Source organism: Pseudomonas sp. NPDC077408, assembly GCF_050269105.1.
In the GTDB taxonomy this organism is placed as follows: domain Bacteria; phylum Pseudomonadota; class Gammaproteobacteria; order Pseudomonadales; family Pseudomonadaceae; genus Stutzerimonas.
The window spans coordinates 909,673-933,485 of record NZ_JBNNHS010000001.1 but is presented as its reverse complement, the minus strand read 5'-3'; the positions used below and the strand labels follow the sequence as shown (position 1 = coordinate 933,485).

At 59.4% G+C, this 23,813-nt stretch carries 21 protein-coding genes and 1 pseudogene; 9 read left to right on the top strand and 13 right to left on the bottom strand.

The annotated features are described in order from the left end of the window. Positions 1 to 550: 550 nt before the first annotated feature. Positions 551 to 1,639: a polysaccharide biosynthesis/export family protein gene (locus ACQKEK_RS04615; protein ID WP_128120599.1), complete on the top strand. Its 1,089-nt coding sequence runs from the start codon at positions 551 to 553 to the stop codon at positions 1,637 to 1,639. Between the two features lie 118 nt (positions 1,640 to 1,757). On the opposite strand, the gene ACQKEK_RS04610 is transcribed toward ACQKEK_RS04615, so the two are convergent. After that, a complete protein-coding gene (locus ACQKEK_RS04610; protein WP_499141245.1) occupies positions 1,758 to 1,961 on the bottom strand; it encodes a hypothetical protein in 204 nt (67 codons plus the stop codon). 322 nt (positions 1,962 to 2,283) lie between these two features. On the opposite strand from ACQKEK_RS04610, the gene dusA reads away from it, so the two are divergent. Continuing rightward, positions 2,284 to 3,285, top strand: coding sequence for a tRNA dihydrouridine(20/20a) synthase DusA (gene dusA / locus ACQKEK_RS04605; RefSeq protein WP_499141243.1), 1,002 nt, complete (start codon positions 2,284 to 2,286; stop codon positions 3,283 to 3,285). Positions 3,286 to 3,408: 123 nt separating this feature from the next. Continuing rightward, positions 3,409 to 4,335 carry a transaldolase gene (tal, locus tag ACQKEK_RS04600; RefSeq protein WP_499141241.1) on the top strand — a complete coding sequence of 309 codons (927 nt, stop codon included), beginning with the start codon at positions 3,409 to 3,411 and terminating at the stop codon, positions 4,333 to 4,335. A 1-nt stretch (position 4,336) separates the two neighbouring features. Here tal and rssC read toward each other — a convergent pair whose 3' ends face one another. After that, positions 4,337 to 4,819: an anti-sigma factor antagonist RssC gene (rssC, locus tag ACQKEK_RS04595; protein ID WP_216706855.1), complete on the bottom strand. Its 483-nt coding sequence runs from the start codon at positions 4,817 to 4,819 to the stop codon at positions 4,337 to 4,339. Next, complete coding sequence (gene rssB / locus ACQKEK_RS04590) at positions 4,816 to 6,000, bottom strand: two-component system response regulator RssB (RefSeq protein WP_499141238.1); 1,185 nt, start codon at positions 5,998 to 6,000, stop codon at positions 4,816 to 4,818. Before rssB ends, rssC begins: the two co-directional genes overlap by 4 nt. A 204-nt stretch (positions 6,001 to 6,204) precedes the next feature. On the opposite strand from rssB, the gene ACQKEK_RS04585 reads away from it, so the two are divergent. Beyond that, entirely contained in the window at positions 6,205 to 6,504 is a 300-nt protein-coding gene (locus ACQKEK_RS04585; RefSeq protein WP_499167539.1) for a PilZ domain-containing protein, read from the top strand. An 89-nt stretch (positions 6,505 to 6,593) separates the two neighbouring features. Here ACQKEK_RS04585 and ACQKEK_RS04580 read toward each other — a convergent pair whose 3' ends face one another. Beyond that, positions 6,594 to 7,232, bottom strand: a complete 639-nt coding sequence (locus ACQKEK_RS04580) for an MlaA family lipoprotein (RefSeq protein WP_499141365.1) — start codon at positions 7,230 to 7,232, stop codon at positions 6,594 to 6,596. Positions 7,233 to 7,520: 288 nt separating this feature from the next. Between ACQKEK_RS04580 and ACQKEK_RS04575 the strand changes: the two genes are divergently transcribed. Next, positions 7,521 to 7,790, top strand: coding sequence for a DUF4404 family protein (locus tag ACQKEK_RS04575; RefSeq protein WP_499141236.1), 270 nt, complete (start codon positions 7,521 to 7,523; stop codon positions 7,788 to 7,790). Positions 7,791 to 7,848: 58 nt separating this feature from the next. On the opposite strand, the gene queF is transcribed toward ACQKEK_RS04575, so the two are convergent. The 3 genes from queF to ACQKEK_RS04560 form a co-directional block, all read right to left on the bottom strand. Then, entirely contained in the window at positions 7,849 to 8,679 is an 831-nt protein-coding gene (gene queF, locus ACQKEK_RS04570; RefSeq protein WP_499141234.1) for an NADPH-dependent 7-cyano-7-deazaguanine reductase QueF, read from the bottom strand. Between the two features lie 105 nt (positions 8,680 to 8,784). Then, positions 8,785 to 9,564: an ABC transporter permease gene (locus ACQKEK_RS04565; protein ID WP_128120591.1), complete on the bottom strand. Its 780-nt coding sequence runs from the start codon at positions 9,562 to 9,564 to the stop codon at positions 8,785 to 8,787. Next, positions 9,561 to 10,493, bottom strand: coding sequence for an ABC transporter ATP-binding protein (locus ACQKEK_RS04560; RefSeq protein ID WP_045428189.1), 933 nt, complete (start codon positions 10,491 to 10,493; stop codon positions 9,561 to 9,563). Before ACQKEK_RS04560 ends, ACQKEK_RS04565 begins: the two co-directional genes overlap by 4 nt. Before the next feature lie 259 nt (positions 10,494 to 10,752). Between ACQKEK_RS04560 and ACQKEK_RS04555 the strand changes: the two genes are divergently transcribed. The 3 genes from ACQKEK_RS04555 to ACQKEK_RS04545 all read left to right on the top strand — a co-directional run bounded on the left by ACQKEK_RS04555 (position 10,753) and on the right by ACQKEK_RS04545 (position 16,046). Next, positions 10,753 to 13,200 carry an acyl-CoA dehydrogenase gene (locus ACQKEK_RS04555; protein WP_499141231.1) on the top strand — a complete coding sequence of 816 codons (2,448 nt, stop codon included), beginning with the start codon at positions 10,753 to 10,755 and terminating at the stop codon, positions 13,198 to 13,200. A 291-nt stretch (positions 13,201 to 13,491) separates the two neighbouring features. Continuing rightward, the gene (locus tag ACQKEK_RS04550) at positions 13,492 to 13,899 is read left to right on the top strand and encodes a PA2817 family protein (RefSeq protein WP_499141229.1); all 408 of its coding nucleotides are present in this window, start codon (positions 13,492 to 13,494) and stop codon (positions 13,897 to 13,899) included. Positions 13,900 to 14,735: 836 nt separating this feature from the next. Continuing rightward, positions 14,736 to 16,046, top strand: coding sequence for an MFS transporter (locus ACQKEK_RS04545; RefSeq protein ID WP_499141227.1), 1,311 nt, complete (start codon positions 14,736 to 14,738; stop codon positions 16,044 to 16,046). A gap of 132 nt (positions 16,047 to 16,178) precedes the next feature. Here the strand turns inward: ACQKEK_RS04545 and arfB are convergent, their stop codons facing one another. Next, complete coding sequence (arfB, locus tag ACQKEK_RS04540; protein ID WP_045428199.1) at positions 16,179 to 16,592, bottom strand: alternative ribosome rescue aminoacyl-tRNA hydrolase ArfB; 414 nt, start codon at positions 16,590 to 16,592, stop codon at positions 16,179 to 16,181. A 136-nt stretch (positions 16,593 to 16,728) separates the two neighbouring features. Here arfB and ACQKEK_RS04535 point away from each other — a divergent pair, with 136 nt between their 5' ends. Then, positions 16,729 to 17,769 (top strand): metal-dependent hydrolase, encoded by a 1,041-nt coding sequence (locus tag ACQKEK_RS04535; RefSeq protein WP_499141225.1) that lies wholly within the window; start codon positions 16,729 to 16,731, stop codon positions 17,767 to 17,769. On the opposite strand, the gene ACQKEK_RS04530 is transcribed toward ACQKEK_RS04535, so the two are convergent. From ACQKEK_RS04530 to ACQKEK_RS04510, 5 genes and pseudogenes are all read right to left on the bottom strand, one after another. Beyond that, positions 17,756 to 19,084: an APC family permease gene (locus ACQKEK_RS04530; RefSeq protein ID WP_499141223.1), complete on the bottom strand. Its 1,329-nt coding sequence runs from the start codon at positions 19,082 to 19,084 to the stop codon at positions 17,756 to 17,758. The two genes, ACQKEK_RS04535 and ACQKEK_RS04530, sit on opposite strands and share 14 nt — an antisense overlap. Before the next feature lie 181 nt (positions 19,085 to 19,265). After that, on the bottom strand, positions 19,266 to 19,979 hold the full coding sequence (locus ACQKEK_RS04525) for a methyl-accepting chemotaxis protein (protein ID WP_499141363.1): 714 nt from the start codon (positions 19,977 to 19,979) through the stop codon (positions 19,266 to 19,268). Positions 19,980 to 20,123: 144 nt separating this feature from the next. Then, positions 20,124 to 21,074 (bottom strand): annotated as a pseudogene (locus ACQKEK_RS04520) (HAMP domain-containing protein); the annotation flags it as partial. A 301-nt stretch (positions 21,075 to 21,375) separates the two neighbouring features. Continuing rightward, positions 21,376 to 23,157, bottom strand: coding sequence for an ABC transporter ATP-binding protein (locus ACQKEK_RS04515; protein WP_499141221.1), 1,782 nt, complete (start codon positions 23,155 to 23,157; stop codon positions 21,376 to 21,378). Continuing rightward, positions 23,150 to 23,782 carry a DsbA family protein gene (locus tag ACQKEK_RS04510; protein WP_499141219.1) on the bottom strand — a complete coding sequence of 211 codons (633 nt, stop codon included), beginning with the start codon at positions 23,780 to 23,782 and terminating at the stop codon, positions 23,150 to 23,152. Before ACQKEK_RS04510 ends, ACQKEK_RS04515 begins: the two co-directional genes overlap by 8 nt. Between the last annotated feature and the right edge of the window lie 31 nt (positions 23,783 to 23,813).

The following is a 23,813-nucleotide window of genomic DNA, read 5'->3' as shown; positions in this document are numbered from 1 at the left end:
ACCGAGGTGCGGATCTCGGTCTATGGCGGTAATCACCCCTAATTGCACAAAACAGTGAGTTCAAAAGTGCCTCGCTCGGCGACCTGCCGTGCTTAGTGGAGTCAATTAACCTGATCCGGCCGGTCAATAACAGTCGCCAAAACGGTCACTCGGTTGTTTTTTTATTTCCATGTTGCCTGGAGGCAGCAGCGTTGCAGCCCGCCTCTTTTATGTACATCCGTCGTGAACCGCAGAGAAACGGAGCGGTCTATGGCTACTGTGAGCAACGCAGCGCCTTCTTCCTATACGGGAAAGACGCTAACCCAAGGTTGAGCGGAACCTATTCAGTGGCTCATCCAGCACCGATCTCACACCGAGTCTGGAGGTATACCTCTCAGAGCTTGCAGTAGCGGCATCAGGAACAGCAGAGATTGGATGCGTTTGTTGCACCGCCGAAAGAGCTTCGGCGATTGTCGATAGACGAGTCAGTGTCGGCTCGCTCCTTCAGCTAAAGGTGAATTGCGCTGTTTCACTTCGTAAAAACAACTATTCCGTCAAGGATGAAGAAACCATGAAACCACTATTTGCTCTCGCTTTCTCTTCCGTGCTGGTGTTGCAGGGATGCGTATTCTCTCCTGGTCAGCACCTGGATCCCGGTCAGTTCAAAGACGGCGCAGAAACGGAAGATGGCACCGTCCAGCTGATGCGCATTACCCCTGAAATGCTCAAGGGCGAAGTCTCTTCCGACCAAGGCACCTCCAGCAAGCAAGAGCTACTGAGCTTCAAGCCCGAGGCTTACCGCATCGGCGCCAACGACCTTCTCTACATCACCGTCTGGGACCATCCTGAACTGACCGCTCCTTCGGGCCCGCAACAGCAGCTGGATGCTAACGGTCGCCTGGTTCGTCCGGACGGCACCCTGTTCTACCCCTACATCGGGAACATCGAAGCAGCAGGCAAAACCATCGAGCAACTTCGCTCCGATATTTCCAAAAGGCTGGCCAATTACATCGACAGCCCTCAAGTCGACGTCAGCCTGCTGCGTTTCGGTAGCCAGCGCATCGTGCTCTCCGGGGCATTCAATACGGCTGGCGAAGTCGAAGTGACTACCGCTCCGATGACCATCATGCAGGCTATTGGTCAGGCCGGTGTCGATACCGATACGGCGGATCTGTCCGGCCTGATGCTCAAGCGTGACGGCCGTGAGTACATGCTCGATCTCGACGACCTGAACCGTCCCGACTCCTGGCTGCACAAGGTTTATCTGAAGGACGGCGACCAGCTCCATCTGCCGTACAACGATCAGAAGAAGGTCTACGTTCTGGGCGAGGTGGTAAATCCGCAAGCCATGACATTCAAGGCAACCAGTCTCAACTTGATGGATGCTATCGGCACCGCAGGCGGTATCCGTCAGGACACCGCAGATGGCGAAGCGGTTTACGTTATTCGTGGCGCAGAGAATATCGCCACTGAAAAAGCCACAGTGTTCCAGCTGAATGCCGAATCCCCAGCGGCCTTCGCTCTGGCTCAACACTTCCCACTGCAACCGCAGGACGTCGTGTTCGTTGGACCGGCCGGTATCACTCGCTGGAACCGCTTCATCAGCCAGCTGCTGCCGTCGGCTAGCGTCATCGGTACCGGCGCTGCGTTCAACCGCTAACACAAGTAATCATCAGGTCTGAATCGGCCTGATCAAAACCGCAGTCAGCCCCAGAGCGACTGCGGTTTTTTTTACGCTATCGAACCCGCCCGAGCCGCCATACCTAACCCTCCTTCAACTACTCAGTAGGGATCGTCGGGTCGTCTTCGAACACATCGATGTCTTCATCGATGACTTCCGTTTCTTCTGGATCGGACATCGGCGCATCGTTGATACTAGCGCCGTCCGGATCGCCCGGAAGGGGCTCGTCGCTGCTCGCATCATTCGCAGCTACTAGCCTTCCAATATTGCCCTGTGTTCCCCACAACATTTCGTCTCGCATGACTCACCTCGCTACCGGCCGCCAGTGACCTAGAGATTCGAGCCATGCGAGCGCGGATCGTGCGTGTCCGCCAGTCGGACCCACCAGCGGCTGCGTAACGTTCTAAAGGTGCTGGCGCAGTGCAGAAACCCGCATGCCGGTCTGGCGCACGGAGCCCTTGCTCTCCTGATAAACTTGCCAGCTTTTTTTCGAGGCGACTGGTTGAGCAACCGCTCCAGTCGGTCTGCAAGGCGCTCTGATGGTCGCTATTTCGCCACAGCCAACCGGCATAAACGTGTTGAAACAGCTAGAGCGCGTCCGAAACACTCAGCCGGAAAGCCGCATGAACGCTAGCCACAAGCCCGTTACCAGGCCACAACTATCGCGCCGGTTCTCCGTCGCCCCGATGATGGACTGGACTGACAGGCACTGTCGGTATTTTCTGCGCCAGCTTTCTAGGCACGCCCTGCTCTATACCGAGATGGTCACCACCGGCGCATTGATCAACGGCGATGCCGATCGCTTCCTCCGTCATGATGAAGCGGAGCATCCGTTGGCGCTACAGCTTGGCGGCAGCGTGCCCGGTGATCTTGCCATTTGCTCAAAGATGGCCGAAGCGGCTGGTTATGACGAGGTGAATCTCAACGTCGGATGCCCCAGCGACCGCGTGCAGAACAACCTGATCGGCGCGTGCCTGATGGGCTATCCGGCACTGGTCGCCGATTGCGTGAAAGCGATGCGAGATGCGGTGGATATCGATGTAACAGTCAAGCACCGCATCGGTATCAACGGACGCGACAGCTATGCCGAACTTTGCGATTTCGTTGGACAGGTCCGAGAAGCAGGCTGCCGCAGTTTTACCGTCCATGCCCGTATTGCGATTCTGGAAGGACTCTCACCGAAGGAGAATCGGGAGGTTCCGCCCCTTCGCTATGACGTTGCGCAGCAATTGAAGCGCGACTTTCCGGATCTGGAAATCATCCTCAACGGCGGCATCAAGACGTTGGACCAATGTGAAGCCCACCTTGAGCAGTTCGATGGGGTAATGCTCGGCCGCGAGGCCTATCACAATCCTTACCTGCTAGCGCAGGTTGATGCCAGGCTGTTTGGCAGCCAAGAGCCGATTATCACCCGCGCCGATGCACTGCGACGGATGCGCCCTTATATTCAGAATCATCTTGATAGCGGCGGCTCGATGCATCACGTTACCCGTCATGTTCTAGGCCTGGGCCAGGGTTTCCCAGGAGCTAGACGCTTTCGCCAGTTGCTATCGGTCGACATCCACAAAACCAAGGAGCCACTGGCGCTGCTCGATCAAGCGACCATGCTGCTCGAAGGACACTGATTCAGTTATCGGGAACACACGACCGCATTTTTGATCCAACAGCTGCCCCACCCTGACCATCCGATCCAAATAGCGCGATGGCCACGGATTCAAGTTACGTCAACCAAAGGATAGAGCGCCCATATGACGTCCAAGCTGGAACAACTCAAGCAATTCACCACCGTGGTTGCCGACACCGGCGACCTCGACGCCATCGCCCGCCTCCAACCGGTTGATGCGACCACCAACCCATCGCTTCTGCTCAAAGCCGCCGCCCTGCCCCGCTACGCCGATCACCTTCAGGCGGCCATGTCTAACTGCAACGGCGACATCGGCCTGGGCTGCGATCTGTTCGCCGTCGCGGTTGGTCAAGAAGTGCTCAAGTTGATCCCGGGCCGGATCTCCACGGAAGTCGATGCGAGGCTTTCCTTCGATTCACAGGCCATGGTTCAGCGCGGCGAACGCCTGATCGGCCTGTACGAGCAGGCCGGCGTATCCCGCGACCGCGTATTGATCAAACTGGCCTCGACCTGGGAGGGCATTCGTGCCGCTGAGCAGCTAGAAAAATCGGGAATCCAGACCAACCTGACGCTGCTGTTCTCTTTCACCCAGGCTGTCGCCTGTGCCGAGGCTGGTGTATATCTAATTTCACCCTTCGTCGGCCGCATCTATGACTGGTACAAAAAGTCCGAAGGTCGTGACTACGTCGGTGACGAAGATCCAGGCGTACAGTCGGTCAGCCGGATTTACGACTACTACAAGGCACACGGTTACGAGACCGTCGTGATGGGCGCCAGCTTTCGCAACGCGGGGCAGATCGAAGCGCTTGCCGGCTGTGATCGACTGACCATCAGTCCCGAGCTGCTGAGCCAGCTGGCGCAGGAGGAAGGCACTCTGGAGCGCAAGCTGTCACCGGGCCGCAAATCCGAGCCACGCATTACGCTGGACGAACGCAGCTTCCGCTGGGGGTTGAACGAAGATCCAATGGCGACTGAGAAGCTGGCCGAGGGGATTCGGCAGTTCGCAAGGGATCAGGAAAAGCTCGAAGCGCTCCTACCAACGAAGCTATAGTTCAGGACCGCTCCAACGCCGTCACGAGGTCGCGAAAGGCCTCGCGGTTGGATTCGTTGAGGCTCATCAGAATCCGGTGCGCCTCAAGTACCTTGTCTTTCACGACTTCCTCAGACTGATCCTGGCTTGGCAGGTCGGCCAGTTGCTCAGGCGACGGCAGCGGCTGGTCGACAATGTTGAAGACCTGATCGAAGCCCATTGATTGCAGAAGACGCGTAATGTCTGCATGGGTGGTAACCAACGTCGGCAGCATGCCGACCTTCTGCCGCGAAAGTATTGAAAGTTTGGCGAGCAGGCCCAGCGTCGTGCTATCGATGCTACGGCTTTCGGTAAGATCGATAACGATCGATGAGAAATTGCGTGACGAAAAGATCTTCTCGATCGTTGCGTCCAGCGCCGAGCAAAGTGTCAGGCGGATCTCACCGACAAACTTAAGAACGAATGTACCGTTCTGCTCAGCAAACTGGATTTTACCAGCGCTCATGCAAGGTTCCTGCTCAGTACCAACAACGCGATGTCATCGGGCATATCCTCTAGATCGGCTAGGCCCAACATCCGCTGTAGCCCGCCCAGCGTGCCGCCTGCTTCGCGAATCAACCCGGGTAGCCCAGCCTCTTTCTCTTTGAGGGTATCACCTGGCAAAAGGTCCAAAATGCCATCGGAAAGTAGCGTCAGGCTGAAAGATTCAGGCAACTCTATCTCGTAATTATCGTAGGTCGCTTCGACAAACAAACCGACCGGTAGACCTTTTCCTTCGAGATACCTGGCGACGCCGTCGGCGTATATCACCGGCATCGGAAGGTGGCCACCGATACTGTAATGCAGCAGGTTGCGTTCCTGGTCGATCACGCCGCCCAGCATCGTGACGTGCTTGCCGAGTTTGCAATTGATCAGCCCACGATTGATGTGGTCAAGCACCTCGGACGGCTTGAATGCGCGCAGCGCTCTGCCCCGCCGGGATTCGTAGAGCAGGCGCGTGGTCATGAACTTCAACAGGACCGTGACGAATGCAGAGGAGGCGCCATGGCCGGACACATCCGCCAGATAGAAGCCAATGCGGTGCTCGTCGACGCGAAAGTAGTCGACGAAATCGCCTGAGAGGTAGAGCGAGGGAATGATCTGATGGGCGAACTGAAATTCGTCGAGGTTGCAGGGCGTGACCGGCAGCATGTTCATCTGCACCTGGCGGCCGGCATCTTGATCTTCCTGCAACAGATGTAAGCTCGCCTGCAGGTCGCGGTTAGCCGTTTCCAGCTGCTCGCGGTAGCGCCTGTTCTCCAGACGCAAGCGCGAACGATCGAGCGCTCGACGGACAGAGTGTTCGAGCATCGCCAGATCTTCGAGGGGCTTGATCAAATAATCAGCTGCGCCCAATCGCAGAGCCTCGACGGCATCGCTCATCACACCTGCACCTGAGACCACGATTACCGGAAGGTCAGCCTGGCGCTCACTGATCAGCCGGATCAGCTCAAGACCATCCATTTGCGGCATGCGCAGATCGCAAATCACCAGGTCAGGGTGTTCCGCGTCGAACAGCTCCACGCCACGCGGTCCGTTAGGCGCCTGCAAGACCTTGAAACCGCTGTCATCCAGATAGGCAGCCAGGCTGGCTCGTACCACATCGTCGTCATCTATGATCAGCAGCGTCGCGCTTGGGTTATGCATGTTCCTACCAGGCGGTATCGCCAGGATGATTGGCGAAAGCATCGGCCCTGCGCGCGCGCTGGGCATGGGATCTTTTCAAGGCGCAGACGGTACTCCCATACGATCTGTGTTTCAAGCCAGGCGCGGTCCCTGCGTCTGTCCTTTACAGGCGGAATTGACGGGCGTTATAAGAACCGACGAAACAAGAACTCAGAGGACGAAACAATGACTCAGCGAGATCGAGACTACAATGAAAAACGCGACTTCATTCGCATGAATGTCGAGACCGCAATCACCCTGACGCAGGGTGACCAGCACTACGAGGCAACCTGCCTGGACCTTTCCAGCACGGGGATGCAGGTGGTCGCAGCGACCCGCTTGCAGATGGGTGACAAAGTCCATGTGCACATCCCCTCGGAGCACAGCGAACTGAAGGGCCTGGACGCTGAAACAGAAGTGGTGCGGGTCGGCATGCAGGAGGATGGACGGCAAAGTCTAGGCTTGGCCATCCTTTCGATGAGCTGAGAATTGTTTGACGCGAACGCCTTGGCATGGCCGTGGCGTGACGAGGCGGACGGACCGCAGTGGCCGAGCCAATGCGGTCCGAGCGAGGGTTAGAAGTCGTCTTCGACCTGACCATCCTGCGTGCGGAATTCTCGGTTCTGCAGATAAGCGTTGCGCACGAAGATATACCGGTCGCCAGTGATCATTTTTTCTGCCGAGAGCAAATCGGCACGCAGGTCGACAACGTTGACGGCTCGCGTCACATTGCGTGTCGGCACATGGTCGATGTACGGATATGGCTGCAGCATCGAATCGGGCACGCGTCCTGCCGCATCGCGCACAGTGCTCGGCCCCAGCAGGGGCAACACCACATACGGCCCACTGCCCAGCCCCCAGACGCCCAGCGTCTGTCCAAAGTCCTCATCATTCTTCTGCAAGCCCATACGGGTCGCGACGTCAAAGAAACCCAGTACGCCGAAGGTACTGTTGAAAAGGATGCGGCTGGTATCGATCCCTGCGTCACGGACCTTGCCCTGCAGCAGGTCATTGGTCAGCACCACGACGTCGCCTAGATTGCTGAATATGTTGCCAATGCCATCCTCGAGGACGTTTGGCGTGATCTTCTGATAGCCCTGCGCAAGCGGCTTGAGCGTATAGGTATCGACCTTGTCATTGAAGGTGAAGATCGCCCGGTTGACACCTTCCCAGGGATCCTCCTCGGCTGCCTGCACCGATGAAGCGCCGAACATCCCCAGCACAACGACGAAGGCAACAGTGAAGTTCTCTACCCAATCCTTGCTGATCAATCGCATCGCAGGCTTCTCCTTTATTCGTATGCGGGTGGCTGCCCATCAAAGCGCAGCAGTATAAATCTAATCACACCGCTCCCGGCAGCAGGCAGACATGCGGATCAGTAGCGGCGAACTTCACCGCACTCTACCCAATCAAATCAACGACAAGGCTGGGCCGCTGGTTTAACCTAATCTCATCGTGCCTTGGCGGAAGCTGGCCCCGAAAAAATCACAGAGGGATGAAATATGCCGGAACATGATCTGCAGTCACAGCTTGCGGAGCTGCGTAGTCAACTAGCTTCGGACGCTCCGCTTACGGAAGACGAACGCGCGTCGCTCCAGCTGATTGCTCAGGACATAGAGCTGCGCCTGGCCAACCAGGGCGTAGTCGATCACCAGAACGACTCACTGGTCGATGGCGTCAACCTGGCGGTCGAACGTTTCGAAGTTAGCCATCCCAATACCGCCATGACGCTGCGCAACATCATGCAAACATTAGCGAACATGGGTATCTGAGCGAAACCTGCTCGAGCTATCAGAGCGTGGACGGGTCCACGCTCTCCGACCGCAGCGTTTATTGTCGAACCTGCCGGCCATTGTCTGGGAATACGTCGTGAGTGCTGCGGTACGGATTGATATCCAGCCCGCCGCGACGCACATAGCGTGCATGAACGCTCAATCGATCGGGTGTCAGCACGCGCTGCAAGTCGAGGAAGATCCGCTCAACGCACTGTTCGTGAAAGTCCGCGTGTTGGCGAAAGCTCACCAGATAGGCTAGCAGGCTGCCGTGGTCCAGCGCAGCGCCCCGATATTCGATCACCACTGTGCCCCAGTCCGGTTGTCCGGTGACGGGGCAGTTAGATTTCAGCAGGTGGCTGTAGACGCGCTCTTCGACCTGGCGCCCAGAGTCGCTGCGTAGTAGCTCGGGGCGCGGTGAATCATAGTCTTCGATGGTGACATCCAGATCATCGATACAGAGCCCGTCTAGCGCCGCAATCCCCTCTTCAGCCACTTCGTCCAGCGTCCGCAGGCGAACGCCGACGGGTTTACCCGCAGCGGCTGACAAATCCCGCGTCATAACGTCCATGAGCGCTTGGCTGCTCTGAAATACCGACTGGTTCAGTGAGTTCAGATAGAGCTTGAAAGACTTGGATTCGATGATATTGGGCGAGTCAGCAGGAATGCAGAACTCACCAATGGCCACCACCGGTTTGCCAGACGGCAACAGCCAGGACAGCTCGTAGCAGTTCCAGATATCGACGCCACCATAGGGCAAGGTCTCGGCTGTCAGCCCCAGCTCGGCCCACTTCGGTGCGCGAGGGATGGGAAAGAGCTGCTCAGGACTGTAGGTCGCAACATAGGCGCTGGATTTGCCCAGCGGAGATAGTTCGGCGGGGTGCTGCATGGCGGAAACCTGTGCGAAAAACGGCCGCAAGTGTATCGGTTCCCGCCCGGTTTATCATGGCCCGGCCGCCGTTCGGCCCCGAACTGTCGGCCGTTTAACCTAAAACTATTGGCGCATGCCTCGGCCGCTCTTGAGCAAGTGAATGCACCACAGGTACATGCATACTGCCGCCACAGCCATGAAACTGATGGCGATCCCGATACGGATATCAGAGACGCCCAGGATGCCGTAACGGAACGCGTTGACCATGTGCAGGATAGGGTTGGCCAGCGACAGCGTCTGCCAGAACGGCGACAGCAGGTTGATCGAATAGAACACGCCGCCCAGATAGGTCAGCGGAGTCAGCACGAAGGTTGGAATGATCGAAATGTCATCGAAGTTGCGCGCGAACACCGCATTGATGAAGCCACCCAGCGCGAAGATCGTCGAGGTCAGCGTGATTACGAGAAGCGTGACGCCAAGGTGATGGACCTGCAGGTCGGTGAAGAACATCGACAGCAGCGTCACGATGAACGCAACCGCTAGCCCGCGGGTAATGCCGCCGAGGGCGAAGCCGATCAGAATCACGTGAGGTGACACCGGCGAAACCAACAGCTCTTCGATGGATCGCTGGAACTTGCTGCTGAAAAAGCTGGAAACCACGTTGCTGTAAGAGTTGGTGATCACCGACATCATGATCAGCCCCGGCACGATGTACTCCATGTACGTGAAGCCATCCATCTCGCCGATTCGCGCGCCGATGAGATTTCCAAAGATGACGAAGTACAGGACCATGGTGATCGCCGGGGGTAACAAGGTCTGCGGCCAGATGCGTGTGTAGCGGCGTATTTCCCGATGGACGATGGTTTGAAGAGCAACCAGATTGGGCCGGAATTCTGCGTTCATTTGGCCCCCTGCGGCAGGTTGTTTTCGACCATCGAAACGAACAACTCTTCAAGACGATTGGTCTTGTTGCGCAAGCTCAGCACTTCGATGCCCTGCGCCGACAGCATGCGGAATAGATCGGTCACGCCCTGGCTCTTGTCCACCTGTACCTCCAGGGTGTGATGATCGACCAGCCGCGCCGGGTAATTGCCCAGCTCTGGCGGCACCAGCTGCGACTCTTTTAGATCGAGCAGGAAGGTCTCAACATGCAGCTGCTTGAGCAGCTCGCGCATGCTGGTGTTCCTGACAATATTGCCGCGGTCGATGATGCCGATGTTGCGGCACAGCTGCTCGGCCTCTTCCAGATAATGTGTGGTGAGGATGATGGTGATGCCTTCACGGTTCAGTTCGGTGAGGAACGACCACATCGAGCGGCGCAGCTCGATATCGACTCCCGCAGTCGGCTCGTCGAGAATCAGCAGCCGTGGCCGGTGGATTAGCGCGCGAGCAATCATCAGGCGCCGCTTCATGCCGCCAGACAGCATGCGCGAAGACACGTCGCGCTTGTCCCACAGGCCCAGCTGGTTGAGGTACTGCTCGGCGCGTTCCTTGGCGACTTTTGCCGGAATGCCGTAGTAACCGGCCTGGGTGACGAGAATGTCGAATGCCTTCTCGAACTGGTTGAAGTTGAATTCCTGTGGCACCACACCCAGGCAACGCTTGAGCCCGGACGGATCGCGGTCAAGGTCGTGACCGAACACGTTGACTGTGCCGCCGGTCTTGTTCACCAGCGTGGACAGGATGCCGATAGTGGTGGACTTGCCAGCGCCGTTGGGGCCCAGCAAGGCAAAAAAATCGCCTTCAGCCACGTCCAGGTCAATGCCCTTGAGGGCCTCGAAGCCGTTTCCGTAAACCTTGGTCAACTGCCGAATGGACAGAGCAGTAGTCATATAAGAATGCACACAACGCAGAGAGATTCAGAATAGATAAGGGCACACCGGGGTAATTGCAACGCCGAAACCAAAACGGCGGCTGGTAGCCAATGCGCACTGGCGAATAAACAGGGTCCCGCGGAGCGGTCACATTCGAACTCCCCTGTTGCAGTCCGGTCATTATCTGAAACCAAACGCGTCGTCCTGTCCCTTCACCCTGCACTCCTCGAAAGCCTATGCTCAAGAAGGACGCCATTCGACTGACAAGGAAAACCTCATGACCCTGCTCTGGCTGCTCGTGTTACTCATCGGCATCGCCGTGATTGCTCACTTACGGGTTTCCCCCGTCCCCGCGCTGGCTATCGTTGCGGCTTATCTGGTTCTTATGGGCGCGGCCGAAGAGACGCCGGCCTGGCTGATGGTAATCCTCTGGCTGGTGCTGATTGCCTTCGCGGTGCCTTTACTGGTGGCCGATCTGCGTATCAAGTATTTCAGCGGCCCTATGTTCGACTGGTTCAAAAAGGTCCTGCCGCCTATCTCCGACACCGAGCGTGATGCCATTGATGCTGGCACGGTCTGGTGGGACGGACAATTGTTCAGCGGCAAACCGGATTGGGATGTCCTGCTCGCCTACCCAAAGGCTGTGCTTACCGAGGAGGAACAAGCCTTTGTTGATGGCCCGACGGAAACGCTATGCGCCATGGTCAGCGACTGGGAGATCGGTCAGCGCATGGATCTCCCTCAGGAGGCATGGAATTACATCAAGGCAGAAGGCTTCTTTGCGCTCATCATCCCCAAGGAATACGGCGGCAAAGGCTTTTCAGCCTACGCCCACTCACAGATCGTCATGAAGCTGGCCACCCGCAGCGGCGACCTGGCGACCACCGTGATGGTGCCCAACTCCCTCGGCCCGGCCGAGCTGTTGATGCACTACGGCACCGACGAGCAGCGCAACCATTACCTGCCACGTCTGGCCAATGGCACGGACATACCCTGCTTCGCCCTGACCGGGCCCTACGCCGGCTCCGACGCCGGCGCGATGAACGACAGTGGCGTGATCTGTCGCGGCCAATGGGAAGGCGAAGAAGTGCTCGGGCTGCGTCTGAACTGGGAGAAGCGCTACATAACCCTCGGCCCGGTCGCCACCCTGCTCGGTGTCGCCTTCAAGACCTACGACCCCGATCACCTGCTAGGGGACGAGGAAGAGCTGGGCATCAGTCTGGCGCTGATTCCGACCGATACCGCTGGCGTCGAAATCGGTCGTCGTCACCTGCCCCTTGGCGCCGCGTTCATGAACGGCCCGAACTGGGGTAAAGATGTGTTCGTGCCTCTGGAAGCGATCATTGGCGGGCGCGACATGATCGGCAAAGGCTGGATGATGCTGATGAACTGCCTCTCGGTCGGGCGTTCGATTTCACTACCCGCTACCGGTGCCAGTTCGGCCAAAACCTGCAGCTACGTCAGCGGGCGATACGCACAGATTCGCGAGCAATTCAACGTACCGCTGTCGGCATTCGAAGGTATCCAGGAACCGCTTGCGCGAATCGGCGGCAATGCCTGGTTGATGGACAGCGCGCGGATTCTGACCGCCAATGCGGTCGACCTGGGAGAAAAGCCGTCGGTGCTTTCGGCCATCCTCAAATATCACCTCACCGAGCGCGGCCGCGAGTGCATCACCGACGCCATGGATATCCACGGCGGCAAGGGCATCATCATGGGACCGAACAACTACCTCGGCCGCATGTGGTTGTCGGCGCCCATTTCGATCACGGTCGAAGGGGCGAACATTCTCTCGCGCAACCTGATGATCTTCGGCCAAGGCGCGATCCGCTGCCATCCATTCGTGCTTCGCGAAATGGAACTGGTTCATGAGCCTGACCGCGATGCTGCCATCAAGAAGTTCGATACGCTGCTGATGCAGCATATCGGTTTCGCCGTCAGCAACACGGCTAGCACGCTGGTACTTGGCCTGACCTTCGGTCTGTTTGGGAAGGCGCCAGGCAACGAACTGACCCGACCGTATTTCAGGTCCTTGGATCGAATTGCAGCGGCATTCGCCATGCTCGCCGACCTGTCCATGATGTTGCTCGGCGGCGAGCTCAAGCGCCGTGAACGGCTCTCAGCGCGCCTGGGCGATGTCCTCAGCCACCTGTATCTGGCGTCGGCAGCGCTCAAGCGTTACCACGACCTTGGTCATCCGGCTGAGCAAGCGCCGCTGCTGCGCTGGGCAATGGAAGACTGCCTGTGCAAAGCCGAGCAAGCCCTCGCCGACACGCTGGCCAACTTCCCCAACCGCCTGCTTGGCGGCCTATTGAAGGTATTGGTGTTTCCCTTTGGCGCTCGCCACAAAGGGCCGTCAGATGAGCTGGATACCGAAGTCGCTGGCATTCTCGGGCGTCCGGAAGGCGATCCCGCCTTGGAGCAAATCCTGGAGGGCGTCTACCGTCCACATGGCAGCAACGAAGCTTTGGGTGCGCTGCGAGACGCGTTCGACACCCTGGCGGCCGCCCAGCCACTGCAGAAGAAGCTGCACAAAGCGCTCAAGGCGGGCGATTTCAAGCCCACTGCAGGCGAGGATCCAATCAGCGCCGCCCTCGCGGCTGGCGTACTGGATGCCGCCGAAGCGCAGCAGCTCACCGCTGCAGAGGCGGCGCGCCGCAAGGTCATCAGCGTGGATGATTTCGACAAGGAGCCGTTGGAGCTAACCGAAGGCAAGGTTCGCTAGCAGCTGCTGGCGACTCGTTTACTACCAACCCGATGGTTCTGCCAAGCGTCGCGCGCAACACCCGGCGCTTGGCAAGCCACCTTTCCAACCGATGTCTTTCGCCCTGCAGGCAGCACCGTCAGCTAATGCCTGCTCCACGTGAGAGCGCCCCGCCTTCTTCAAGGCACGTGACCCCGCCGCAGCAATCCGACCTGCGTACCGAACCCAGTCCTACGACTCGAGTCAACTAGACACGTCCCCAATTAACCCGCGCACCTCTATAATCGCGCGCCAAATCGACTCAGGTGAACCATGGCCAACCCTTATCACGATCACAACCTGGCGCTTCTGGCCCATCTGCGTGGCATCCTGCTTGCCATGGGTGAAACCGAACAGGTTTCGGAAGAAAGCCATGCGCTGTTTCTCGAGCGGTTCGACGAGCTGATCATGAACCTTCAGAACGTGCCGGAAGAACGGCACATGGGCCAAGACATGATCTGCCAGGTCTTCCACCGCTACCCGCAGATTGCACATCTGGTTCCGCGTGATCTGCTCTGGTACTTCGGCGGCGACTGCCTTCACTTCATGCCGGACGAAGAGATCGAAATCTTCCAGCGGCTGGAAGAGCGTCGCTATGAAGCGGAGCAGAACGACGAGCCGTTCGACTGGAATATGGAAAGACAACTCATGAGCATGCCGGAAGAGAGCCTACGGCACTGAATTGCTAGCAGTCGTTCGGCGTCCCGTAAGACGGAGGTCTACTACTGCGGGGAAGGGGTAGCGCCCCCGTGGCACACCCTTCCCAGCTGCGGTTCAAAGGGCTCAACCCGAGTTGGTCAAAGCGGGTTGGCGGCCACGGCAGCCAAGTTCGGATCTGCACCGGATTCACCCCAGACGCTCTCCACATCGGCCACGGCGCCACTCCGCTCTGCTGTGGTAGTTTCGGTCTTGCCAGACGCCGCCAGTTACCGCTGCGCATCTAGCTTTCAAGTTTCGAAGTCGTGTGGCGGGTGATCGAAGCCGGCGTCAGCAGCATCCCGAATCGGCTGTACTCCGGCATAGCCGTACCATGCAGCAGCGTTGGTGACGCGGGGCTACCCCTGGGCAGTTCGCGAGCGCAGCATTCCGATTTACGAAATGGATCGACCCAGCCAACGCTGGACGGCGTGACGCTTGTGAACAGCCTGTCGAATTATTGTGCGTCCCCCGGGACGCCCCGCCCGGTGATGCGGGGGCATTGAGCGCGAGGATGATGCCGGGACAAAACGGAAACTTTGGGCCAAGCTTGCAGCTCAGCGTTTGTGTTTGGCTGACCAGAGCGTGACTCAGCACGGCCGGGGATACCGGTTTCAGGCTGGACGAGCAGCCGACACGGGCGCTTCAAGGAAATTCCGCTTCGTTTTGAATCCTCGGCCAAAGATGCTGCCCAAGCTGCATAGGCCAATGCGTCGACAATCAGATACTCAAGTGATTCAGTCACTTATGGATATAACGGCACGCCGCCCGCGACATGGCAGCCTGCCTTCACGGATAAATTTGCTCAAGGTTGTTTTGTTATGACGTCGTTACTAGCCCCCATCAGCTCGCTGCTGGGTGGAGTTGCATTTCTCCTGCTCGGCCATGGATTGCTGAACACGCTGCTGACGCTGCGCGGCATCGAAGAAGGCTACTCCACTGGGTTGATCGGCCTGCTGATGTCCGGCTACTTCGCCGGGTTTCTCGTCGGCACTTGGCTGGCGCCTTCGCTTATTCGGCGCATCGGCCACATCCGGACCTTCGCCTTCTATGCCGCCCTCGCCTCGATCGCCGTGCTGCTTCACGTGCTGATCGTGAATCCATGGGTGTGGTTGGTGCTGCGCGTGATGTATGGCGTCGCCCTGGTCACGCTGTACATGGTTATCGAAAGCTGGCTCAACGCGCAGGTCAGTGGAGAAAAACGCGGTCAGGTGTTTGCGCTGTACATGGCCGTCAACCTTGGCTCGCTGGCCGCCGCTCAGCAATTGCTGAGCCTGGACAGCCCCATGAACTTCACGCTTTTTGCGCTGGCTGCAATCTTGATCTGCGCCGCGCTGATGCCGATTACCCTGACACGCCAGGCACAACCCGCGCAGCCCGACATGCCGGCTACCGACCTGTTGCAGTTGGCTCGAATCGCCCCGCTGCCGCTGATGGCCGCCGGGATCTCTGGCCTGACGCTTGGAGGATTCTGGGGGCTGGCGCCGGTCTACGCATCGCAGAGCGGTTTCGACGCCTCGGGCGTAGGTCTGCTGATGAGTATCACCATTCTCGGGGGTGCCGTTCTGCAATGGCCCATCGGGCTGTTTTCCGATAAGCATGATCGTCGACTGGTCTTGCTCTGGGTTGTGGCAATCGCTGCGGTGATTGGCGGTCTGATTACCCCCCTGACCTCCGGCCCCCTGCTGCTGGGGATGATGTTCGTCTGGGGGGGGCTGGCGTTTTCGATCTACTCGATCGCCGTGGCTCAGATGGTTGACCAGCTGCACCCGGACGAGATCCTGTCGGGCTCCAGCGGCCTGTTGCTGGCAAACGGTTTCGGCGCTGCCTTTGGCCCGGTGATAGCTGGCGGCCTGATGAGTTTTTTCGGACCCAAGGCGCTGCCGGTGTTCTTCGCGGTCACCCTGGCGTTTCTGGCCCTATATTCCTACTTCCGCTCGCGCCGCGTATTCGATCTGGTAACCGAGCCGCACGGCCATTTCACACCAATGTTGCGCACCAGCCATACCGTGCTCGAGCTAATGCCTGATACGCCGGAGGGCGAAATCGCCGAGGCGGACATCCTCGACGAAGGCCAGCAGCCCGTCGAGCAAGAAGAGGCCGTCGAACCGCGGACCGGCACGCATTCTTAGGCGGGCGATGCTGGGCTGATCCTGGCGTTCGCTACGTCGTTGAGCTCTTAGCGACTCGCGATTACAGGTTTGCAGAGCAAGCCCGAACCAGGCGAGTCGTGTCTGCCAGCGGTGCAATGCCGCTAGCAGGTCTCAGAAATCCACTTTGCCACGCCCAGCCTTGATCGCACCGCGCTTGGTCTTGCCTTCCAGGCGCCGTTTTTTCGAGCCAAGCGTAGGACGCGTTGGGCGACGCGCTTTTTCCACTTTCGTCACGCTACGGATGATCTCGGCCAGACGTTCCAAGGCATCGGCGCGATTCTGCTCCTGAGTCCGGTACTGCTGCGCCTTGATCACGATTACACCGTCACTGGTGATGCGACTGTCGCGCAGCGCCAGCAAGCGCTCCTTGTAGAACGGTGGCAATGACGACGCGTTGATATCAAAGCGCAAGTGCAGCGCACTGGACACCTTGTTGACGTTCTGCCCACCGGCACCCTGGGCGCGGATGGCAGTCAGTTCGATCTCGCTGTCGGCTAGCTGCACATTGCTGGATATGTCGAGCATCGGTCCTTCAACAATCGGGATGGAAAGGCCATTGTCCACAACAGGAGCGTTGCGGACATGTTTTTATATGATTTGGAGCCGCTACGGATCAGCCGGTTCGGCTACCGTAGCGCACTCGAAACAGATGGAACCCTGCATGGACTCGATAACCCAAGCCCTTCTCGGCGCCACGGTTCAGGCGTCGCTGTTGGGCCGTTGGCAAGGCCGCAAGGCCCTGCTCTATGGTGCAGTGCTCGGCACGCTGCCCGATCTTGATGTGGTCATCGATTATGGCGATGCAATCGCCGACATGACCTATCACCGAGGCTTCAGCCACTCACTCTTCGTTCTCAGCACGCTGGCCGTTGTGTTGGCCTGGCTGGCGCGACGAATACGACCTGATCCAGCTTACAGCGGCATGCGCCTGTTCCTCACGGTCTGGCTGGTGCTGGTGACGCATGTGTTGCTGGACGCCTTTACCAGTTATGGCACCCAGCTATTCTGGCCGCTGACCACACCGCCGGTGGCCTGGTCCAGCGTATTTATCATTGACCCTCTCTACAGCATCCCGTTGCTGCTGGCGGTGTTGGTCGGTGCCATTGCGGGGTTGAAGGGTCGCAGCCCCCGTTTGGCGGGTGTCGCGCTGGCGTTGTCGACGGTGTATCTCGGCTTCACCCTGGCAGGCAAGCAAATGGCCGAGCAGCGCGTCGAAACGGTGATGGCGGAGCAAGGCATTCAGGCGAGTCAGATATTCAGCACACCGACGCCGTTCAACAGCCTGCTATGGCGGGTCATCGTCATCGACGATGATCGCTACCATGAAGCGCTGGTGAGCTGGTTCGATGACCGGCCACCCGAACTGGTAGCCATTCCACGTGGCAAACAGCTTGCCGCGGTACTGAGCGAGTCGCCGCAGCATGCTCGTTTGCAATGGTTTACCGGCGGCGTGTTGCGCTACGACGAAGTTGCGGGCCAGCTGTTGGTGACCGACGTGCGCCTCGGCATGACCGGGTTCCACCCCTTCCGCTTCGCATTGGCCGAGCGAAACAGCGCTGAATGGAGGCTGATCCCTTTTGTCGACCGACTCCCAGCCGAACGCGGCGACATGAGCCGACTTAAGCAGATCTGGCAGCGCATCTGGCATCAACAGCCGGAGCTGCCCTTGGCTGAATGGGCCGCTGAACTCAATCGCCGCTAGCCGCCGCGCGCCCTTTACGCCAATGCCCGATTCCATAGAGCAAGGCACCCAGCGCCATCAACAGCCCGGCACGCAACCAGGTGCCGGCGCCTTGCTGGGACAGCAACACCAGACAGGAGAGGATCGCCAGGACAGGCAGAAGGGTCGGCGTGCGAAAATGCGGCGCGTCGATCTTGTCCTTGCGCAACACCAGCACCGCGACATTGGTGCTCATGAATACGAACAACAGCAATAGCACTACCGTCTCCGCCAGGGCTGTTAGCGTACCGGTTACGGTCAGAATCATCGCTAACAATGTGGTCAGCACGATTGCCAGCCAAGGCGTGCGCCGTTCAGGTAGTACGCGGGTCAGAACAGTGGGCAGCAGCCCCGCGTCGGCCATTCCGTAGGCCAATCGGCTGGACATGATCATGGTGAGCAGCGCGCCATTGGCGACCGCCACTAGCGCTACCGCCGCGAATAGCCAGTGCGGCACGGCATAACCGGTGGCACGCACCACGTCGAGCAAGGGCGCGGATGATTCCGCCAAGGCCGCTGGCGGAAGTATCGCCGTGGCTGCAACACCAACGCCCACGTAGATCAGCCCCGCCACCAACAGAGCACCGAACAGCGCGCGCGGGTAGTTGCGGCGCACATCTTTGACCTCTTCGGCCACGTTGGCTGACACCTCGAAACCGACAAATGAATAGAAAGCGATCAGCGCCGCGCCAAGCACGGCGATCGCAGGCGAGACGCCAGGCGCGAATTCCAATACCCGCGACGGGTCGCCCTGCCCGCTCATAAGGAAGCGTGCGGCCAGCACCACCACGAACAACAGGCCGGACACTTCGATCACTGTCATTACCGCGTTGGCGCCTAGCGACTCCTTGATGCCACGAGCGTTCAGCAGCGCAACGATCGCCAGAAACACCAGCGCAGTCGGCACCGCCGGGGTGTCGAGAAAGGCACCGAGGTAATCGCCAGCAAAGGCCAGGGACAATCCCGCCGCGCTTGTCACACCAGCAGCCAACATGCAAAAGCCCACCAGAAAGGACACCAATGGCTTGCCAAATGCCCGCTCGGCAAATACCGCCGCGCCACCGGCCTTTGGATATTTAGTGACCAGCTCTGCGTAAGACGCCGCGGTGAGCATGGCGAAACCCAGCGCGACCAGCAGCGGCACCCAGACCGCCCCGCCCGCTTCACCAGCAATCTTGCCGACCAGCGCATACACGCCGGCACCCAGCACGTCACCGAGGATGAACAGAAACAGCGCGGGGCCAGTGATCGCTTGCTTCAGCCGAGACTCGCCCGCAGCGAATACGTTGGTTTTCATCGTTGGGTAGCCTCGATTGCGAGGCAGAAACCGGCGAGCGACAAAGCGTTCAATCTTCTTCTCCCGAACATGCAGCCGCAGCCGCGTCACCTTTCTAGATAGGTGGAGTCTCGCCGGAGTTCAGCGCCATAAACGACAAAGCCCCGGCAAAAGCCGGGGCTTCGCTGCTGCAGAGAAAAACTCAGGTGCGGAAGCGCGCCACCAGCCCTTGCAGTTCGATGCCCAGGCGCGCCAGCTCAGCACTGGCCGCGGCGGTCTGCTCGCTGCCGCTGGCGCTTTGCTCCCCAATGTCGCGAACACGGGTCACGCTCTCGGAGATGTTCTCAGCGACGGCGCTCTGCTGCTCAGCTGCCGCCGCGATCTGCTGGTTCATCTGCTCGATGGTCGAAACCGACTCGGTGATGCGACCCAGCGCGATGCCAGCTTCGCTGGCCAGGTCGACGGTGCGTTGGGTCAGGTTACGGCTGGTCTGCATTTGCTCAACGGCCTTTTGCGCCACGCGCTGCAGGTTGGCGATCAGGCCTTCGATTTCCTCGGTGGAGTCGTGCGTGCGGCGAGCCAGGGCGCGGACTTCATCAGCCACCACGGCGAAACCGCGGCCCTGTTCACCGGCGCGGGCGGCTTCGATCGCCGCGTTGAGAGCGAGCAGGTTGGTCTGTTCAGCCACCGCACGAATCACCTCCAGCACGGTGCCGATACGGCCGCTTTCGGTATTCAGCTCTTCGATGGCATGAGCCGAATGTTCGACCTCGCCAGACAAGCTGCCGATCTGACCGATAGCCTCCTGAACGACGCGGTCGCCCTGGCGCGCCTGCTGGTCGGCCTCGCGGGCTGCATGCGATGCCTGCTCCGCGTTTTGTGCGACTTCTTGAACGGTGGCTGCCATTTCGTGCATGGCGGTAGCAACCTGTTCAGTCTCGACCCGCTGCTTCTGGACGCCAGCACTGGTCTGCGCCGTCACCGAGGATAACTGCTCCGCGGCGGTAGCAATCTGACCGACGCCACCACCGATGCGGCCGATCAAGGTGCGCAGGCTCTCAGTCATGTCGGACATCGCTTTCTGCAGCTGGCCGAGTTCGTCGCGACGGGTCACTTTCTGCGACTGAGTCAGGTCACCGTCGGCCACGCGCTGCGCTAGCTGTACGGTGTAGCGCAGCGGTACGACGATCATGCGGGAGATCGCCGTCGCGGCCACCAGGCCTATAACCACGGCCAGAACGCTGATGATTCCGAGCCACGTGTAGGCGCTGCGGCGCTGCTCCTGCATGGCCTCGGTGGCACCCGTCAATGCCTGATCGGCTGTATCCAGGATGCGCTGAGCCTGGCCCACCATCGCTTGCTCGAGCGCGATGCGCTCGGCGCGGTTGTTGCGGAACTCACCAAACGCCTGCTGATAGGCCGCTAGAGCAGTGAGCGCACCATCCATGGTGGCTTTCTGCTCGTCGTTGAGCCAGGTTTTCAGACTGCTGCCGATGGTGGTCACGTCCGCATAGGACTCGTTCCAGCTGTCCACCGCGGCTTGCGCGCTATGGGCGATGAACATGCTTTCGAAGGTACGCAGATCGAGGATGCGCTTGGTCAGCCCGGACGCCGCTTCAGCGATAGTCAGCGGGTCGCTGCCCTTCAAATGGTCACCTTCCAAACGCAATACGCGCACCGCATCGTACATATCCAGTTCGATGTACTCGAACTCTTCACGGCTTTTTTGTGCGGCATCGGCCATACGCTCGCGAAGCGCCACACCTTTGCTGATCAGCTCACCGTACTGAGTGAAGTTATCGGCATAGACGGCCGCATCGCTGCGAATCTGCTGCAGCTTCTGCTGGTCTTCTTCAGACGAGCTTTGCGCAAGCTCATCCAGCTCTTGATTGAGCTTGGCCAGGGTGCTGCGCAAGGCCGCGGCGGATTCGTCACTGCGAGTCAGCGCAAAGTCGCGCTCCAGGCCACGAGCCTCCAGAATGGCAGCGTTAATCCGTAACAGCTGATTCATCTGATATGAGCGATTCAGGATCGAGTCCACGGCGTAAAAGCCGGTCCCGGCGACTCCCAAAGTCAGCAGCAGGACCATGGCGAAGCCAAGCAGCAGCTTCTTGCCGACGGAAAGGTTGGCGAAAAAATCGACGGACTGCATCAGAGAATCCCTAAAAAGTAAGCGCGCTTATGGAGTCGGCAGGTCGCGACTAAAGTTGAATACGAAAGCGGCGCAATTTAATCAGGAATTGACGTCAATTTGCCAGCACCACACCGAGCCGACTGGAACTGCGCGCTCAGGGTTGTGCCCGATGCCCGGCTCAATGTTGCTGAAGGTGCCCGTAAAGCTTGGCGTAGAGCCCGCCGTCAGCGATCAGCTGCTGGTGATCACCCTGTTCCGCGATGCGTCCGCCATCGAAAACGAGCACCCGATCAGCCTGTTTCACCGCCGACAAACGGTGAGCGATGATCAGCGTCGTGCGCCCTTGCAGGAAACGGTTGAGTCCCTGATGCAAGGCATACTCGGTGGCGGCATCCAGAGCCGACGTAGCTTCATCAAGGATGACCACTTTGGGCTCGGCCAGCACCATGCGCGCCACCGCCAGTCGTTGTCGTTGTCCTCCTGAGAGGCGAACACCGGAACGACCAACGATGCTGTCCAGTCCGGCTGGCAGCTGCCGGATCGTGTCGGCCAATTGAGCTATTTCCAGCGCACGCCAGCATGCCTGATCGTCCCGCTCGCGCCCCATCAGTAGATTGGCGCGCACCGTGTCGTTGAACAGGGCCGGATGCTGCAGCACTACGGCGACGTTGTCGCGAACCGTTGGCAGCCCGATATCCTGCACCTCGACCCCTGCATAGCGAATATGTCCGGCCTGCGGCTGATAGAGCCCCAGCAGCAACTGCACCAGGGTGCTCTTGCCGCCGCCGCTGGCACCGACGATGGCCACCTTCTCACCGGCCGCGATGGACAAATCCAGCCCTTCCAGGACCGGCTCATCCTGATAGGAGAAACGCAGCCCCTGGACTTGAATGTCGACGGTATCGCGGCCAACGAACGGATCCTGACCACCGGGATACTGCGGCTCGTCGGCACGCGCCAGCAGCTGGTTGATGCGGCTTAGCGCACCGCCCGCCGCGTAGAAGGCGTACTGCAGATTGAGCAGCTGCTCCACCGGGCCGATCATGAACCACAGGTAGCTGAACACCGCGAGCATCTGTCCGATAGACAGGTCCGAAAACAGCACCGTGAGCATGGCCGCGGCACGGAAGATGTCGATACCGAACTGGAACAACAGGCCACTGGCGCGGTTGGAGGCGTCTGTCTTCCACTGCGAGGCCACCGCGAAATCGCGCACTTCCCGCGCCCGCAGGCCGAGGCGTCCGAGAAAGAAACCCTGGCGGTTACCAGCGCGCACTTCCTGAATCGCATCTAGCGTTTCGGTGAGCGCCTGGGTGAATAACGACGTGCTGTCGTTCTCCAGCTTCTTCAGGTGTTTGACGCGCTTGCCCAGCTGCACCGTGGCGTAGATCACCAGAGGATTGAACAGCAGGATCAGGAGCGCCAGCTGCCAATGCATCCACAGCAGGATCGCCGCCGTACCGGCAATGGACAACACGGCGACCAACAACCGGCTGAGGGTCTCGCCGATGAATTTATCGATAGTCTCAAGATCAGTGACCAGATGTGCCGCAACGGTCCCGCCACCCAGGCTTTCGTACTCGCTCAGCGCAATACGCTTGAGCCGCTCGATCAGCCGTACTCGGATGCGATAGACCAAATCCTTCGATAATCGGGCAAACAGACGCGCCTGCAGAACGTTGAAAATCAGAGCCGATGCGCGCAAGAACAGCGTTATGCAAAGCATCAGGCCGATATAGCCGACGGCGGTCTGCCACTCCACCGGAAGAAAGTTGTTCATGACCTCAAGCGCTGCGTCGCCCTGCTGCAACAGCACCTCGTCGACCAGCAACGGCAACAGCAAGGGAATCGGCACGCTGCACAGCGTCGCCAGCACCGCGACCAGATTGGCCAGCACCAATGCTTTGCGATGGTGAAGTGCGAGGCGGCGGATTTCGGCCCAGCTGAGCTGATCAGGCATTGATATTGTGATCCAGCCAGCGCGCCAGCAGCGGTGATAGCGCTTCGAGCGGTTGGAATCCGTTCGTCACCAATGCCAGCTGGCCATCGTGTTCAGCCAGCAAGGTAGGAAATCCCGCAATGCCAAGATTGCGCGACCACTCGAAGTCCGCAACGGTGGCATCGCGTGCGGCTTGGGAATCGAAGCGGTCGGCGAACTCGATACGCGGAATTCCAGCGGTCTCGGCCAGCTCGACAAGTTCCGGCGGCAGCGTGACGTTGCGCCCCTCGACGTAGAAGGCCTGCTGGATCAGCCCAGCGAGTCGCCACGCGGCTTGGCTGTCGAGATCACGTGCAGCAACCAGCGCACGGCAAGCCGGCTCGGTATCGTAGACCAGGCCGTCGGGCAAGCCCGCCTCGAAGTTGAAAGGCTGGCCGCTCGCCTCATGTACTGCGTGCCAGTAGGAGGCAGTGCGGTCACGGGCGGCCTGATCCATCGCGGTACGTTCCTGACGCAGTCCACCGGCCACTAGATCCGAACCCACCCCACGCGCCTGGGCCTGTTCGATCAGCGCCTGCACGACCGGCGCGAAGCCCCAGCACCATGAGCACATCGGGTCCATCACATAGATCAGTCGGCTGCTCATCAACGCTCCGGTTCTATCAGGTTGAAGCGCG